The 15,460-nt window shown below is 65.5% G+C and carries 15 protein-coding genes; 10 read left to right on the forward strand and 5 right to left on the reverse strand.

The window, feature by feature from the left end; translation table 11 throughout:
• Positions 1 to 33 precede the first annotated feature (33 nt).
• Together ACO076_RS05555 and ACO076_RS05560 are read left to right on the forward strand one after the other, a co-directional pair.
• Positions 34 to 693, forward strand: a complete 660-nt coding sequence (locus tag ACO076_RS05555) for a YdcF family protein (RefSeq protein WP_421725731.1) — start codon at positions 34 to 36, stop codon at positions 691 to 693.
• A gap of 18 nt (positions 694 to 711) precedes the next feature.
• Positions 712 to 1,515: a lysophospholipid acyltransferase family protein gene (locus ACO076_RS05560; RefSeq protein ID WP_421725732.1), complete on the forward strand. Its 804-nt coding sequence runs from the start codon at positions 712 to 714 to the stop codon at positions 1,513 to 1,515.
• On the opposite strand, the gene ACO076_RS05565 is transcribed toward ACO076_RS05560, so the two are convergent.
• On the reverse strand, positions 1,509 to 2,033 hold the full coding sequence (locus ACO076_RS05565; protein ID WP_421725733.1) for a gamma-glutamylcyclotransferase: 525 nt from the start codon (positions 2,031 to 2,033) through the stop codon (positions 1,509 to 1,511). The genes ACO076_RS05560 and ACO076_RS05565 overlap by 7 nt on opposite strands.
• Before the next feature lie 102 nt (positions 2,034 to 2,135).
• Here ACO076_RS05565 and ACO076_RS05570 point away from each other — a divergent pair, with 102 nt between their 5' ends.
• Positions 2,136 to 3,191, forward strand: a complete 1,056-nt coding sequence (locus ACO076_RS05570) for a DUF2125 domain-containing protein (protein ID WP_421725734.1) — start codon at positions 2,136 to 2,138, stop codon at positions 3,189 to 3,191.
• On the opposite strand, the gene ACO076_RS05575 is transcribed toward ACO076_RS05570, so the two are convergent.
• Genes ACO076_RS05575 through ACO076_RS05585 form a run of 3 tightly spaced genes read right to left on the reverse strand, consistent with a single transcriptional unit; the run spans position 3,188 to position 6,088 of the window.
• Positions 3,188 to 4,126, reverse strand: coding sequence for a prephenate/arogenate dehydrogenase family protein (locus ACO076_RS05575; protein WP_421725735.1), 939 nt, complete (start codon positions 4,124 to 4,126; stop codon positions 3,188 to 3,190). The two genes, ACO076_RS05570 and ACO076_RS05575, sit on opposite strands and share 4 nt — an antisense overlap.
• Complete coding sequence (gene hisC / locus ACO076_RS05580) at positions 4,119 to 5,237, reverse strand: histidinol-phosphate transaminase (protein ID WP_421725736.1); 1,119 nt, start codon at positions 5,235 to 5,237, stop codon at positions 4,119 to 4,121. Before hisC ends, ACO076_RS05575 begins: the two co-directional genes overlap by 8 nt.
• Positions 5,234 to 6,088, reverse strand: coding sequence for a chorismate mutase (locus tag ACO076_RS05585; RefSeq protein WP_421725737.1), 855 nt, complete (start codon positions 6,086 to 6,088; stop codon positions 5,234 to 5,236). Before ACO076_RS05585 ends, hisC begins: the two co-directional genes overlap by 4 nt.
• Before the next feature lie 154 nt (positions 6,089 to 6,242).
• Between ACO076_RS05585 and metX the strand changes: the two genes are divergently transcribed.
• From metX to htpX, 5 genes are all read left to right on the forward strand, one after another.
• On the forward strand, positions 6,243 to 7,445 hold the full coding sequence (metX, locus tag ACO076_RS05590) for a homoserine O-acetyltransferase MetX (protein ID WP_421725738.1): 1,203 nt from the start codon (positions 6,243 to 6,245) through the stop codon (positions 7,443 to 7,445).
• A gap of 1 nt (position 7,446) precedes the next feature.
• Positions 7,447 to 8,079, forward strand: coding sequence for a methionine biosynthesis protein MetW (gene metW / locus ACO076_RS05595; protein ID WP_421725739.1), 633 nt, complete (start codon positions 7,447 to 7,449; stop codon positions 8,077 to 8,079).
• A 2-nt stretch (positions 8,080 to 8,081) separates the two neighbouring features.
• Entirely contained in the window at positions 8,082 to 8,612 is a 531-nt protein-coding gene (locus ACO076_RS05600) for an O-acetyl-ADP-ribose deacetylase (RefSeq protein WP_421725740.1), read from the forward strand.
• Positions 8,609 to 9,778: an extensin family protein gene (locus ACO076_RS05605; RefSeq protein WP_421725741.1), complete on the forward strand. Its 1,170-nt coding sequence runs from the start codon at positions 8,609 to 8,611 to the stop codon at positions 9,776 to 9,778. Before ACO076_RS05600 ends, ACO076_RS05605 begins: the two co-directional genes overlap by 4 nt.
• A gap of 101 nt (positions 9,779 to 9,879) precedes the next feature.
• A complete protein-coding gene (gene htpX, locus ACO076_RS05610; RefSeq protein ID WP_421725742.1) occupies positions 9,880 to 10,815 on the forward strand; it encodes a zinc metalloprotease HtpX in 936 nt (311 codons plus the stop codon).
• A 5-nt stretch (positions 10,816 to 10,820) separates the two neighbouring features.
• Here htpX and ACO076_RS05615 read toward each other — a convergent pair whose 3' ends face one another.
• Positions 10,821 to 12,116, reverse strand: a complete 1,296-nt coding sequence (locus tag ACO076_RS05615; protein WP_421725743.1) for a CAP domain-containing protein — start codon at positions 12,114 to 12,116, stop codon at positions 10,821 to 10,823.
• Between the two features lie 112 nt (positions 12,117 to 12,228).
• Between ACO076_RS05615 and ACO076_RS05620 the strand changes: the two genes are divergently transcribed.
• On the forward strand, positions 12,229 to 13,557 hold the full coding sequence (locus ACO076_RS05620; protein WP_421725744.1) for an RsmB/NOP family class I SAM-dependent RNA methyltransferase: 1,329 nt from the start codon (positions 12,229 to 12,231) through the stop codon (positions 13,555 to 13,557).
• Between the two features lie 105 nt (positions 13,558 to 13,662).
• Positions 13,663 to 15,420, forward strand: a complete 1,758-nt coding sequence (locus ACO076_RS05625; protein ID WP_421725745.1) for a heparinase II/III family protein — start codon at positions 13,663 to 13,665, stop codon at positions 15,418 to 15,420.
• Positions 15,421 to 15,460 lie beyond the last annotated feature (40 nt).

The raw sequence follows: 15,460 nt of genomic DNA on the forward strand, positions 1-15,460 counted from the left end.
CCGTCCGCCGTTTTTCTGTGCGATGGTGAGACCATGAGCGATTTGGCTAGGCAGGACTCGGACGCGCGCCGGCGCAATATCCGTCGGCGCCGGCCGCTCCGTCTCTCTGTCGTCGTTGTGACCGGCCTGGCGGTCGGCCTCGCCATCGGGTTCCTATCCTTCGCCGATGCGATCGTTTCGGCCGAGCTGCCGGAAAACGCCGAGGCGGACGGGATCGTGGTCTTCACCGGTGGGAGCGCGCGGGTCGATGGGGCCCTCGCGCTGCTTGCCGATGGTCGCGCCGACCGGCTGCTGATCTCGGGGGTCAACCCCACCGTCACTCAAGCGGCGCTCGCCGAGCGGGCCGGCGAGCCGCTCCGCCGCGCCTTCGCTTGCTGCGTCGACGTCGACAACGCCCGCGACACCATCGAGAACGCTGCGGAAGCACGGCAGTGGGCGGAGGAGCGGGGCTTCACCTCGCTGATCGTGGTGACCAGCGACTACCACATGCCGCGCAGCATGGCGGAGCTGCGGGGCGCTATGCCGGAGATCGACCTCATCCCCTATCCGGTCAGCAATCCCGACCTCCAATTGGCCGATTGGTGGCAGAACCCGCGAACCTTTGGCCTGCTTGCCCGTGAGTATGGTAAGTACCTAGTCGCCGAGACGCGCCAGCTTCTGCCACTCGCGCCGTCGACCGCTGCCGCCCACTAGAGCCTGCCGACCCGCCGCGTGCTTCTCCTTCGTTCGCTTGCCTTCAACCTCGCGTTTTACGTAGCTACCGCGTTGCTCCTCATCGTCGGCGCCGTGCCATTCCTGCTGATGAAGCAGAAAACCGGCATTGACTTCGCCCGCGCGTGGGGCCGCTTGTGCATTCTGCTCGCCCGTTGGCTCGCTGGTATCCGTCTCGAGATTCGCGGTCAGGAGAACATTCCCGAGGGAGGCGCGATCGTCGCTGCCAAGCATCAGTCGGCATACGAAACCTTCGCCCTGCTGCCGCCGCTGTCGTTCCCGACTTTCGTGCTGAAACGGGAGCTGACCTGGATTCCTCTGTTCGGCCTCTACACCATCACCAGCGGGATGATCCATGTGCGGCGCGGTGGCGGTTCCGCGGCATTGCGCGCCCTCGTGGAGCGAGCGAAACAGGAGATCGCCAAGCGCCGCCAGATCGTGATCTTCCCGGAGGGCACCCGTCGCGCGCCGACAGCGCCGCCCGACTACCACTATGGCGTCGCCCGCATGTACAAGTCGCTGGACGTACCGGTGGTGCCGGTTGCGCTCAACTCCGGCGTCTATTGGCCGCGCCGACGATTCCTGCGCTACCCTGGCACGATCGTGTTCGAGTTCCTGCCGCCGATCGAGCCGGGCCTCGACGCCAAGACCTTTCTCACCACGCTGGAGGAGACCGTCGAGTCGGCATCGGCACGCCTGCTGGCGGAGGCGGCCGCAGGGCCGAATCCGTCGCCAATCGCAATCGAAGCCCTCAATCATCTTGGCGAGCAGCGCGAACCGGCAGGACCATCTGCGGTTCAGTGAGAATGAAGCGCGGCGGCGAGGTGCTCCAACACGTTATCGCGAATACCAAGGGCGCGCAGATGATCGACGGTGTTGATGATGTACTCCCGGTTGGCGCCGGAGCGACCATGCCCGCCGCGGACGTGGGCGAGCAGTATCTCCGGCGGCAGGCGCCCGGCGTATTGCCGGTGGCCGCGATCGACGACGAAGGTCAGCGCCTTGACCGTCGGCCCGTTCCGGTGGAGGCGCACCGGTCGCCAGACCTCACGGTAGACATCCGTCACCAGCTCACGGTCCCTGAGGTAACCGATCACTCCGTCCCGGTCGTTTGCCGCCACGCGGAGGGCGACTCCCCGGCACGAACCGCCGCGATCGAGCCCGAGCACCAGCCCCGGCCGTTCGCGCGTGCCGCGGTGAACCCAGGAATAGACGCAAAGCGCCCGGTGGGCGCCAGGGAGATCGGCGATTACCGTTTCGCGATGCGGAAAGCCCGGCCGCCACATCAGCGATCCATAGCCAAACACCCAGAAATCGGACATAGGAATTGCGACAGGCGGCATTGGAAGGTGCGGCGAAGCGCCTTAAGTGCGTGAACGTAGGCGGAGCCGCGCCCCGACCGGGCGGGCCGTATCAATTGTGACATGACCGACGCAACACGAGAACCCATCGTTCAGCCCGAGCGCCGCCGCCGACGCGGTTGGCGGTGGCTTGTCATCCTCCTTGTCCTGTTCGTCGTGTTGTGGTGCGCCTACTGGTTTGGCTCGAGTTGGCTGGCAGCGACTGCGGCCGATCGTTTGGTCGCGTCGCTGACCGCCAACGGCCGCGCCCTGGCCTGTGTCGAAAACACGACCGGTGGTTTTCCGCTGACTCTCGATCTTGAATGCACGGATGCCTCCTTTACCGACGATCGTCAGGGGATGCGCGTCGCGCTTTCTGGAGCCGCCGCGTCCGCCCCGCTCTATTGGCCGGGGAGCATCCAGGGCTCGCTCGCCGGCCCGCTTGCCGTCGACGCGCCGATTCAGGGGCTCTCTCTCGACGCCGACTGGACACTGGCCACCGCCGAGCTCGACGCCGGCTTTTCCGGGGTCAACCGCCTCGCCGTGGCGCTTGACGGGGTCGCGGTTACGCCCCGACCGGATGGCGTACGGCTGCTGTTCGAGCGCTTCTCGGCAGGCGAAGCGGAAGTCATCGCCGAACCGGTTGCGGACAATGCCTATCGCTTCTATGTCCGCGCCGAGGACATCCACATGACCCCGATCGGTGGCGAGAACTACCCGGAGGCCGCTGCGTGGCTCGACGCTGCCGCCCGCGATTTCGGCAGCGCGCTCGGCACCGATCCGCAAGCGACGATCCGCGCCTGGGTCGCCGGCGGCGGTGTCGTCGATGTCGAGCGTTTAGGATTTGCCCTCGGCGATGCGTCGGCGATCGCCTCCGGCACAGTCGAGGTTGCCCCGGACGGACTGCTGTCCGGTGAGTTGATCGTTCGCCTGACCAACCTCGATGCCCTGCCCGCCGCGATCGATGAGATCCAGCCGGGGGCCGGCGATCAGGTCGCCCAGGCGATCGGTGCCGCTGGAATGTTCATGCGGCCGGTCGAGGACGATCCCGACGCTAGCGACCTGCTGCTGACCATTCGCAACGGCACCGTGTCGATTGGCATAATCCCGCTCGGGTCGATCCCGCCCTTGCGGCTCTAGCCGCCCTGGTCTTCGTCCCCGCCATGCGGCCGGCCGAAGTCGGCGGCCGCGGTTTCCTGGCCCGCTTCGATGATGCCGTTGCGGATCGCCCGGGTGCGGGTGAACAGGTCGAACAGCTTGTCACCTTCGCCATAGCGGATCAGCCGCTGCAGCGCGCTGAGGTCCTCGGAAAACCGCGCCAGCATCTCCAGCACCGCTTCGCGATTATGAAGAAAAATGTCGCGCCACATGGTTGGATCGGATGCAGCGATCCGAGTGAAGTCACGGAAACCGCCGGCTGAGAATTTCATCACTTCCGACTGGCTGACGGTCTCCAGATCGGCTGCGGTACCCACGATGTTATAGGCGATCAGATGCGGCACATGGCTGGTGATGGCCAGCACTAGGTCGTGATGCTCCGGCGTCATGGACTCGACATAGGCGCCGAGGCGCCGCCAGAACGCGGCAAGCTGTGCAACCGCCCCAGCGTCCGTCTCCGGAAACGGGGTGAGAATACACCAGCGGTTGTCGAACAGTTCCGCGAAGCCGGCGTCGGGGCCAGAATTCTCGGTCCCGGCGACCGGATGGCCGGGCACGAAGTGCGCTGTCGCCGGCAGGTGCGGGGTCATCTGCGCCACGACCGACGCCTTCACCGAGCCGACATCAGTGACGATGGCGCCAGGCTTGAGCGTATCGGCGATGGCCTTGGCGATCGCGCCGGAGATGCCGACCGGAACGCAGAGGATAACGCAGTCCGCGTCGCGCACCGCGTCGGCCAGGTCGGCGTGGTAGCTATCGCCGAGCCCGAGATTCTCCGCGCGATGCAGGGTTTCCGGGGTGCGACTGTGGATGGCGATGTGATCAGTGGCTCCGGCGCGTCGCGCTGCCAGCGCGATCGACGAGCCGATCAGGCCGATGCCGATCAACGCCAGCCGGGGAAAGTGACCCTCAGCCATTGGCCGCTTTCGTCTGGGCCGTCGCGAATGTCTTCAGGGCATCCATCAGCGTCGTGTTCGCCTCCTCGGTGCCGACGCTGATCCGCAGCGCCGCAGGCAGGCCGTAGGCGTCCGTCCGCCGAGCAACGATCCCGCGTTCGACTAGAAATCCATCGGCCGCTTGGGCTTGTGCTGGATCGGCGAAATGGACCAGCAGGAAATTTCCGACGCTTGGCGTTACCTTCAACCCGAGGCCGGCAATGGCCTCGGAGAGCTGCGGAAGCCAGGCCGCGTTGTGCTGGGCAGCGCGGTCGATGTGGGCGCGATCGCGAAGCGAGGCCACGCCGGCGGCCATCGCCGGGCCGTTGACGTTGAACGGTCCGCGAATCCGCCGCAGGACATCGACAACATGCGCCGGTCCATAGCCCCAGCCGAGCCGCAGGCCGGCCAGTCCATGGATCTTCGAGAACGTCCGGGTCATCACCACGTTGTCGGTGGTCGCGGCGAGTTCGATCCCGCTCTCGTAGTCGTTGCGACGGACATACTCGGCGTAGGCCGCGTCGAGAACCAGCAGCACGTTGTTCGGGAGCCCCGCTTGCAGCCGGCGCACCTCGTCAAACGGCAGGTAAGTCCCGGTCGGATTGTTGGGATTGGCGAGAAACACGACCCGCGTCCGCTCGCTGACCTTGGAAAGGATCGCGTCGACATCCGCGGTGTGGTTGGTCTCGGTGGCCACCACCGGTGTGCCGCCCGCTGCGCGGACCGCGATTGGGTAAATCAGAAAACCGTGCTCCGTATAGATCGCTTCGTTGCCTTGGCCGAGGTAAGCTTGAGCGATCAGGTGGAGGACATCGTCCGATCCATTCCCGCAGATGATTCGGTCGGCGTTGAGGCCGTAGACGTCGGCGATGGCCTCACGTAGCGCGGTGACCGCGCCGTCGGGATAGAAGGCGATGTCCGCCGCAGCCGTCCGGTAGGCCTCGACCGCCGCCGGGCTCGGCCCGAGGGGCGATTCGTTGGACGAGAGCTTGTGGAGCTTGATGCCGGGTTTGGCCTTGCTCCGCCCGGGCACATAGATGTCGATGTCGAGCACGCCATCACGCGGCTCGGGCCGTTGGGATGAATCGGTCATCGGTCCGCTTCTCCCAAACCCGCATAGAGAAGCGACGGCGGGGTATCCACCGCGATGCCGCGGAAGAGCCCACCCACCTCGATCACGTCGGTCACGCCCGCGGCGGCCCGAGCGGCGAACCCAGCCTCGTCGAGATCGGCATTCACGGCCACAAGCGTGTCCCATTCATCGCCGTTCTGCTGGCTGGCGAGCACGGCGATCCCGGGCGCAGTTGTCACCGGCGATGACGAGGAAACCGCGAACATCTTAAGGTCCGGCTCGGTCGGCTCGCCGAGCGGCGGCGCGATGACGACGGCACGGACGTCGGCGGGCCGGTCGGGCACGAGGATGAAGGGCAGGTGGGCCATGATTTTCGGCGCCGGCCTGCCGATCAGACGCCGCCACCAAGCACGCGCCGATTGGGGTGTGTCGAGGCCGACAATGCCGAGATCGCCGTTTTCCGCTACCCGCGCCACGACGGCGTGAGCATCGGGCATCGAGTCGACATTGACGGAGAAACCGAAATGGAAGCGTGCAAGGTCGCGCATCCACTCCGGCTCGAGGGAGGCGTCGATCACAACGTCGAACCGAGCCTGCAGTCGGGTGAAGGTGGTGATGATCTCCCGCCAGATGTGCTCGACCGTGGTGATTGGCAGCGCGCCGCGATGATCGGCGACCAGACGATGCATCATCGCGGCTTCGCGACCCGGCCGAAACGCGTTGGCAGCGACGCTGGTGCCCTTGATGCGGACCAGTGAGTCGATCACCGCCGCCCGGTCGATCAGCAGTTCGTGGACTTCGCCATCAATCGCATCGATTTTGCCGCGCAGGTCGGTCAGCGCTTGCTGGTTGCCGGTGGCGATGTCGGTCATGAAGGGTCAGGCCAAGTGATGAGAGTTCGCATGAAAAGTGCCCATCGGGGCGCCGAAGTCATAGGCAAGCCGGTCGGCAAAATCAAAGAAAACGTTGACAGTTAGCACCCCCGATCCTAGCAAATCTGGACGTTTGCAAGGAAAACCGAACGCGATGACGCTCGCCGGCGAAAGCGAAGTGGCCGGGTCCACATCGGCGGACCTGACGACCCACGCCCAGAACCAGGCGGACACTCCGTCCAGCCCAGTCGTCCGCTTCGGCCCGGACGAGCCGCTCCTGCTCGATTCCGGTACCCGGCTCGACCACCTGCAGATCGCCTATCAGACCTATGGCGAATTGAACGCCGAAAAGTCCAATGCGATCCTTATCTGTCACGCGCTCACCCTCGACCAGCATGTCGGCAACGTCCATCCCGTGACCGGTAAGCCCGGCTGGTGGACCACTCTGGTCGGTCCCGGCAAGCCGATCGACACCGACCGTTACTTCGTTATCTGCTCGAATGTCCTCGGTGGCTGTCTGGGCACCACCGGTCCGGCTTCGACGAACCCGGCGACCGGCAAACCCTATGGGCTCGATTTGCCGGTAATCACTGTCGGCGACATGGTCCGCGCTCAGGCCCGCCTGCTCGACCATCTCGGCATCGAGACTCTGTTCTCGGTCGCCGGCGGCTCGATGGGCGGCATGCAGGTGCTGCAATGGGCAGCCACCTACCCCGAGCGGGTGTTCTCGGCTCTGCCGATCGCCGCAGGTGCGCGCCACTCGTCCCAGAACATCGCCTTCCATGAGGTCGGCCGCCAGGCGGTGATGGCCGATCCGGAGTGGCGGGGCGGGCGCTACCTCACGGAAGGCGGCAGCCCCCGTAAGGGGCTCGCTGTCGCCCGCATGGCGGCGCATATTACGTATTTGTCGGAACAGGCGCTGCACCGCAAATTCGGCCGTAACCTGCAGGACCGTGACAAGCCCACCTTCGGCTTTGACGCGGACTTCCAGATCGAGTCCTACCTCCGCCATCAGGGGATGACGTTCGTCGACCGGTTCGACGCAAACTCATACCTCTACCTCACCCGGGCGATGGACTATTTCGACCTCGCCGAGGACTATGGCGGGCGGCTGGCGAATGCCTTCCGCAACTCCCAGACCCGGTTCTGCGTCATCTCGTTCACGTCCGACTGGCTGTTCCCGACGGTGGAGAACAAGGCTGTGGTCCGCGGCCTTAATGCCGCTGGCGCCAGCGTCAGCTTCGTCGAGATCGACACCGATCGCGGCCACGATGCGTTCCTGCTGGACGAGCCGGAACTGTTCTCGACAATCCGCGGGTTCCTGTCCTCGGCCGGCCGGCCGCGTGGGCTCGGCTGAGATGAACGCACCGGAGCGCCATTTCCCGACCACCGCGACGCGCGTCGATCATCTGGTCATCGCGGAACTGATTCCGCCGGGCGTCCGGGTCCTCGACGTCGGCTGCGGCGACGGCGAACTCCTCGCCCTGCTGGAAGCGACTCGGGGCATCGACGGTCGCGGCATCGAGATCAGCCAGAAGGGGGTCAACGAATGCGTCGCCCGCGGCTTGTCCGTCATTCAGGGCAACGCCGACACGGATCTTGCCGACTATCCGGAGGATGCCTTCGACTTCGTGATCCTCAGCCAGACGCTGCAGGCGACTCATCGGCCGCGACTGGTGGTCGAGCAGATGCTGCGGATCGGCGAGAAGGCGATCGTCTCGTTTCCGAATTTCGGGCACTGGCGGATTCGCGGAAAGTTGCTGTTTAACGGCGCCATGCCCGTGACCCGCAGTCTTCCCTATACTTGGTACGATACGCCCAACATCCACTTCTGCACGATTCGCGATTTCGTCGCGCTGTGCGACGAAGTCGACGCCCGCATCGAAAAGGCCGTGGCGCTAAATGGCGCCGGCCAGCGCATTGCCCTCAATGCGCCATGGTGGTTCTGGAACCTGTTCGGGCAGCAGGCCGTGTTCCTGCTTAGCCGGTGACCATGGCGGGGGTGCGTCTCGACGTGACAGTGGCCGATATTACCACGCTTGACGTGGACGCGATCGTCAATGCCGCCAACACGTCTTTGCTCGGTGGGGGCGGGGTGGACGGTGCGATCCACCGTGGCGCGGGCCCCGGCTTGCTGGAGGAATGCCGGACGCTAGGCGGCTGCAAGACCGGCGAAGCGAAGATCACCGGCGGCTATGATCTTCCCGCTCGGTACGTCATCCACACGGTCGGGCCGGTCTGGCAGGGCGGCGACGAGGGCGAGCCGGCGCTTCTGGCCTCGTGCTACCGGGAATCGTTGACGTTAGCCCGAGCGCACGATGTGACGACCATCGCATTTCCGGCGATTTCGACGGGGCGCTTCGGGTTCCCGCCGGATCGGGCGGCAGCGATCGCCGTCGACACGGTCCGCGCGGCGACCGACGACAATCCCGGTAGTTTGGGCACCGTTACCTTCTGCTGCTTCGACGATCGTGCCGCCGAGTTTCATCGCGCAGCGCTCCGTTGCGAGGGCGCCGGCGCATGAATCGGGTCACGACGGCGACCGTGACGGTCGCTCTCATCGTTTCCGGCGTCTCGATTGCCGAGGTCTGGGCCGATGATTCGCTTCGCCGCCTGTTTGCCCCGCCGGTCCAAACCCTGAAAGAGGTCTTTACCCGCGACCGCGCTAAGCCGTCGTCACGCCGCCTGACGCCAACGTCAGAGGTTGAGCCCCCGGCTACTCCGACCAGTACGATCGTCGTTCCGTTGCCGCGTTTGCGTCCAATGGCCGTGGCGGCCGCCGAGACGTCCACGATCGCGGCGCCGTCACCTCAGGTTCCCGCCGCCGAATTCGATCGCCGCTTCAGTGACGCCGCGCCCGGTCCGTTGGTGACGACCTTCGAACCGCTCCCGCCGCCGCCGGCGGGGGCACTGCAAGCGACCAACCCGGCCGAACCCGAGGTGACAGTCGTGGCGCCCGAACCGCCGGCTCCCGCTGCGTCGGAGGCTGGTACACCGGCGGTCATCGCGGCGCCCTTGGTTGAGGCGGCGCCCACCAGCCCAGCGACCGTCGAGGCCCAGGCATTCGTTGCCGTTCCGCTGCCGCGTCCCCGGTCGGCTGCTGCCGCGGCCTTGTCCCGCCGCGATTTCACGGCGCCGCCCGAGGGAGCAGCAGACGGGTGTGGTGGACGGCTCGCGGCGATCGGAATCGTTGCCGAGAAGGCTCCGCCGATCCGCGACGGTCGCTGTGGGATCGCCGAGCCGACCCGGGTATCGGCGCTTGGGGCTGGCGGGATCAAACTGTCGCGTCCGTCGGTGCTCAACTGCCAGGTGGCGGAGGCGCTCGCCGGTCTGATCGCTGGCCCGGGCAATCTGGCGGCGCGTCAGCACCTTGGCGGCAGGATTACCGGCATTCGAGTCGCCGCCGCCTATCACTGCCGTACGCGCAATGGTCAACCGGGGGCGAAGCTCAGTGAACATTCCTTCGGCAACGCGGTGGATATCTCCGCGTTCCAGGTCGACGGCGTTGGCTGGGTCGAAGTCGGCCGCGGCCCACTCCGAGAGCGGCGCTTCCTCAGCGCGGTCCGCAAAGCCGCGTGCGGCCCATTCACCACCGTGCTCGGCCCGGGATCGGACCGCTTTCACGACAGTCATTTCCATTTCGATCTCGCCAAACGCGGCAAAACCGGTCGCAGTCTCTACTGCAAGTAGGCGCCAACGCGGAACGCCGGCCAGCCTTGCACGCCCCCTGACCGCTCCCCATCATTATGTCTTCGTCAGGCTCTGATCGCCGGGCGGAGAAGGAGCGATCTATGAACGTTTTGCGTACCGGCATGTTGCTCGCCGTGATGACGGCGCTCTTCATGGCCGTCGGCTATATGGTCGGCGGGACCGGTGGCATGGTCGTGGCCTTGGTTATCGCGGCCGGCATGAACCTGTTCACCTACTGGAACGCGGACAAGCTGGTGTTGCGGATGCACCACGCGCGCGAGGTCGACGCGCGGACGGCGCCTGAGCTCTACGCCATGGTCCAGGATCTGGCGACGAAGGCCGAGCTGCCAATGCCCAAGGTCTATGTCATGGACACGCCGCAACCGAACGCGTTCGCGACCGGGCGCAATCCCGACAACGCCGCGGTGTGCGCCACCACGGGTCTGTTGCGCAGCCTCTCCCGCGAGGAGATCGAGGCGGTGATGGCCCACGAACTCGCTCATGTGAAGAATCGCGACACGTTGATCATGGCGATTACCGCAACCATCGCCGGTGCGATCTCGATGTTGAGTTATCTTGCCATGTTCGGCGGCGGCCGCGGCAACAACAATCCACTCGGCGTCATCGGTCTCCTGGTCGCCATCATCGTGGCACCGCTTGCGGCCATGCTGGTACAGATGGCGGTGAGCCGCACTCGCGAGTATTCGGCTGACCGAACCGCCGCTGAGATCACCGGCCGGCCGGACTGGCTGATTTCCGCGCTCGCCCGGATTTCCGGCGCCGCCAAGCGCTACCAGAACGAGGATGCCGAACGGCATCCGGCAACCGCACATCTGTTCATCGTCAATCCGCTGTCCGGCGTGCGCATGGATAACCTGTTCGCCACCCACCCCCCGATGGACAAGCGGATCGCCGCCTTGCGGGATATCCAGCGTGAAATGGGTGTCGGGAGCACGCCGCAACCCACATCTGTCGCAGTGCCGCGGGTGGGGCGTACCGGTCCGGCGAGCAGCCGCAGTCCCGGCCCCTGGGGTTGAGGCGGTCAGATAAAATCCTCGACGGCGAGGTCCTTCGGCGCAACGCCGTTCAACTTAACCTTGTCGCCGCCACCCAGATCGAAGACCGTCTTGCTGCCAGCTTTCTCAGCGGCCGCTAGTGCTTTCTTGGCCGTTCCGAAGTGATCAGTGAAATCGAGCAAGTCGGTTCCCGGATCGAAATCCTTGACCGTGTCGACGGCCATCTTGTCGGTGAATACGAAGGTGTCTGTGTTGTTACCCCCCTTTAGCGAATCATTGCCTTTGCCACCGACGAGCTTATCGGCGCCAGGGCCGCCCTTCAGCGTATCCTTGCCCTTGCCGCCTTTGAGGATGTCGTTGCCAGGGCCACCCTTGAGCGTATCCTTCCCCGCCCCGCCGTTCAGTCGGTCGTCGCCATCTTGACCGACGAGTTTGTTCTTTCCGTCATTGCCGTCGAGGCGATCGCTGGCGTCGCTGCCGGCCAAGTCGATGTCGCCGACCCCGAGGAGATGTGCCTGTTTGATGCCGGAGACGAGCTTGAGATCGGCGGAACTTGCCACCGTATCACCGTCAACGAGATCAACCTTGGCGTTTCCGTTCGTCGTGTCGACCTTGATCGTCATCGATCCGTCGAAGGTCACGGTGACGAAGCCCTTAGGCGCCTTCACCTGGTATCCGCCGGAGCCGTACGACGTTGTACCGCTGCCGTTGGCCGTAACAGCCACCCCGCCGTCGCCCTCGCCGACGGAGTAGAAATCGTCGCCGTCATTGTCGTCGTAGATCGCGCCCGTAACGAATACCGCCGAGCCGGACTTGGCGAAGTTCTGGGTAACCATCGAGGCGTTGTAGTCCACGCCATCGGTGAAGACGCCTTCGACTTGCGCGACGCCCACTTCGCGGAATGCTCCATTCATCAGGTTCTCGCGATGTCCGGAGCTGAGGAACAATCCTTTGTGCTGCTGGCGGATCGCATTCGTCAGGTCGAGGGAACCTGTGGTCCCACGCCACGAGATATTCTCGCCCCAGACCCAACTGCCCGAGAACGAATAGCCGGCGTCCCTCATCCGATCGCCGGCGCTCGATCCACTGGCACCGGTGTGGCTGAAAACGTCCTTGTTCAGCATCCAAGTGCTGTGGTCTCTGGCGGCGTCCAGCAAGTCCGGGTTCATCGCCAGCGGCTGCTTCGGGTCCTCGGAGATCGTTTTGGAAGGCAGGCCCTTGTTCAGGTTGATGCCGTATCGTGCCGCTTCTCCGGCCGGATCGAGCCGCGCGCGGTTGATCAGCTCGAGCATATACTGCTCGTTCGCCGTCGGTGTCGCCATGGGTCGCGCCCCTTACGCGGTTGGAGCAGTCTTAGGTCCCCCGACCCCGATGCCATGCTAAGCCCAACCGACCAATTTGACGCGAGTGCGGCGTGAGGAAGGTGATGCTGTGGTGAACCGGACGGAACGGCGCGAGGCGCTGGGTATCGCGCCACGCCGGGTTGCCGTCGCGCTGCTGTCGGCGGTGCTCGATCAGGGCCGCCCGCTCGACTCCCTGTGGGACGCCGATGAAGGTCGGGCCTCGTTCGGCCGTCTGGACGAACGTGATCGCCGCTTCGCTCGCGCCATCGTGACGACGGCGCTGCGGCGGCACGGTACGATCGCGGCCATCCTCGCTGGCCTCATCGCGAAGCCGCCGAAGAAGGCGGGATCCTTCGACCGCGTCCTCGAAGTCGCCGCCGCCCAGATTCTGTTCATGGATACCGCCGACCATGCGGCCGTCTCGATCGCTGTCGATCTTGTTGGCCAGGATCGCGCTGCCCGGCGTTACAAGGGCCTAGCCAACGCCGTCCTGCGCCGCATCGTCCGCGATAGGCCTGCACTCCTTGCCGCGATTGATACACCGGTCGCCGACACCCCCGACTGGCTGTGGGAGCGCTGGACCCGTACCTATGGTATTCCGATCGCCGGGGCGATTGCCGAAGCGCAACGGCTTGAGCCGGCCCTCGACCTCAGCGTCAAGGCCGATCCCGACACTTGGGCGGAGCGATTGGACGGGGTCGTCCTACCAACAGGAACCGTCCGATTGGCCACCGGTGGCGCGATCACGACGCTGCCCGGTTATGGCGAGGGCGCCTGGTGGGTCCAGGACGCTGCGGCGGCGCTCCCGGCGCTGGTGCTCGGCGACGTCGCCGACATGCGGGTTGCCGATCTCTGTGCCGCGCCGGGCGGCAAGACGGCCGCGCTGGCTGCCCGCGGGGCATCGGTGACGGCGGTCGACATCTCCTCGGCGCGGCTTGAACGCCTCGCCGCCAACCTCGATCGCTTGCAGCTCTCCGCCGAGATCGTCGCGGCCGATGTCCTGTCGTGGGAGCCGGCCGCCCCGTTTGACGCCGTGCTTCTCGACGCGCCCTGCACAGCGACCGGCACCATTCGTCGGCACCCAGATGTCGCCTGGCTGAAGCGACCCGGCGATATCGCTACGCTTGCCGGACTCCAAGCCCAGATGATGGAGTGCGCTATCCGCTGGGTGAAACCCGGCGGAACGCTGGTCTATTGCACCTGCTCGCTGGAACCGGAGGAGGGCGAAGCGCGGATCGCCGCGCTGTCGGACCGGACCGATGTCGCGCCGCTGCCGATCAATCCGGCCGAAATTGGCGGCCTTCAGGAGGTTGTCACCGACTCCGGCACGATCCGCAGCCTGCCTTGCCATCTGCGCCAAGCCGACCCGCGACTTTCGGGACTGGATGGGTTCTACGTGGCGCGACTGCGGGTAAACTAAGCCAATGAACGATTTGCGCCATGACGTTGCGGAAGCGATAGTCCGCTGGCTGTCTGCGATTCGGTGGTCGCAGCAGGATTTTCCCGAAGTCTCTGGAGGAGGCTGATGGCGATCGGATCGGTATCCGGTCAGGGTCGGCAGTTTCGCTTTGCCCTGAGCGCGTTTTCGCGCCAGATGGCGTTCCGCTACCACGCCAGCCTACTCTATCGCTGGCGGTACACGGGTGCCGTGCCCGAGCGCTTGCTGATCGCGCCGATCGACCTACGCACTGCCGACCCGACGACCGCGCTCGATATCTATGCCGGCCGCTTCTATTTCTCCGGCGAAGGCCTCGACATCAACGGCTACTCGGTCTTCGATGTCGATCCGCCGAGTGACGCGTGGGCGCGAGAGCTCCATGGCTTCGGCTGGCTGCGGCATCTGCGCGCCACCGACACCGCCATTTCGCGCTCCAACGCCCGCAGCCTTGTCGAGGAGTGGATCGAACAGGCCGGCAAGGTCGATCCGATCGCCATGGAAACCGGGGTCACCGCCAGGCGGGTCATCTCGTGGCTCGCTCAGGCGCCGCTTATTCTCGATGGCTGTGATCTCGCCTTCTACCGCCGCTTCATGCGTTCGCTGACCCGTCAGGTGCGCTATCTGCGACGCACAGCCTATGATGGTCCTCAAGGCATGCCACGGTTGCGGGTGATGATCGCGCTGACCTCGGCTGCCTTGTCGATGTCGGACCAGACCCGCTTCCTTAAGCAAGCGAGCAAATGGCTCGATCAGGAACTGGTCCGCCAGATCCTGCCCGATGGCGGCCACATCAGCCGCAATCCGGCAGCGATTCTGGAGCTGTTGCTCGATCTCCTGCCGCTCCGACAGGCGTTTACCGCGCGCGGCGTCGAGACCTCAAGGGTGTTGCTCTCGGCGATCGATCGGATGATGCCGATGCTACGCTATTTTCGCCAGGGTGACGGTTCGTTCGCCCGTTTCAACGGCGCCGGCGACACGCCTGCGGATCAGCTCGCCACGGTGCTTGCCTATGACGATGTCCGTGGCGCGCCGCTGACCTCAACGCCGCACAGCGGCTACCAGCGGGTCGAGGCCGGCACTACCATCATGATCGTCGATGCAGGCCGCCCGCCGCCAACCGACTTTTCCGTCGACGCTCATGCCGGCTGTCTGTCGTTCGAGATGAGTTCCGGCCGCCAGCGGCTGATCATCAATTGCGGCGTCCCGTTCGGTAGCACCGGGCCGCTTCACCGTTTGGCCCGCACCACCGCGGCACATTCGACGGTCAGCCTCAACGACACCTCCCAGTGCCGCTTTCTCGCCCGTTCGTGGATCGGCGATTGGCTCGGCGAAGCGGTGATCGCCGGACCGACCCGCGTCAAGTCGGAGCGTCGCTTCGAGGCCGGCGCCACGATCCTAGAGATGGGCCACAACGGCTATGTCAGCCGCTACGCCATCGTCCACGAACGGCAACTTGCCTTGTCGGACGCCGGCGACCGGCTTGACGGCCTCGACATGTTCCTGGCCCCCAACGGCAAGCCGATCAGCCGCTCCGGTAAGGACGCTTTCGCCATCCGCTTCCACCTCCACCCTAATGTTCAGGTGACCCAGGATAGCAATGGCATCAGTCTCGCGCTGCCGGACGGTGAGACCTGGGCGTTTGCCACAGACGGCCCGGAGGTAGAGATCGAGGAGAGTATCCTGATGTCGAACAGCCGAGGCAATCGGCAGACCAGCCAGATCGTCGTGCATGGCCGGGCCCAGCACAATCCGGCGGTTTCCTGGCAACTCCAACGGGTCGCGGTCGGCGGCCGGCGGCGGGCGCTCGCGCCGCCGCGCCAGCGTGAGGCGCCGGCCGACACCTGAGCCGTTGGTTGGTGCATTTGCCGGCGACGTGAATCGTGGT

Origin of the sequence: Bauldia sp., from assembly GCF_965232525.1 — a bacterium.
GTDB lineage: Bacteria > Pseudomonadota > Alphaproteobacteria > Rhizobiales > Kaistiaceae > Bauldia.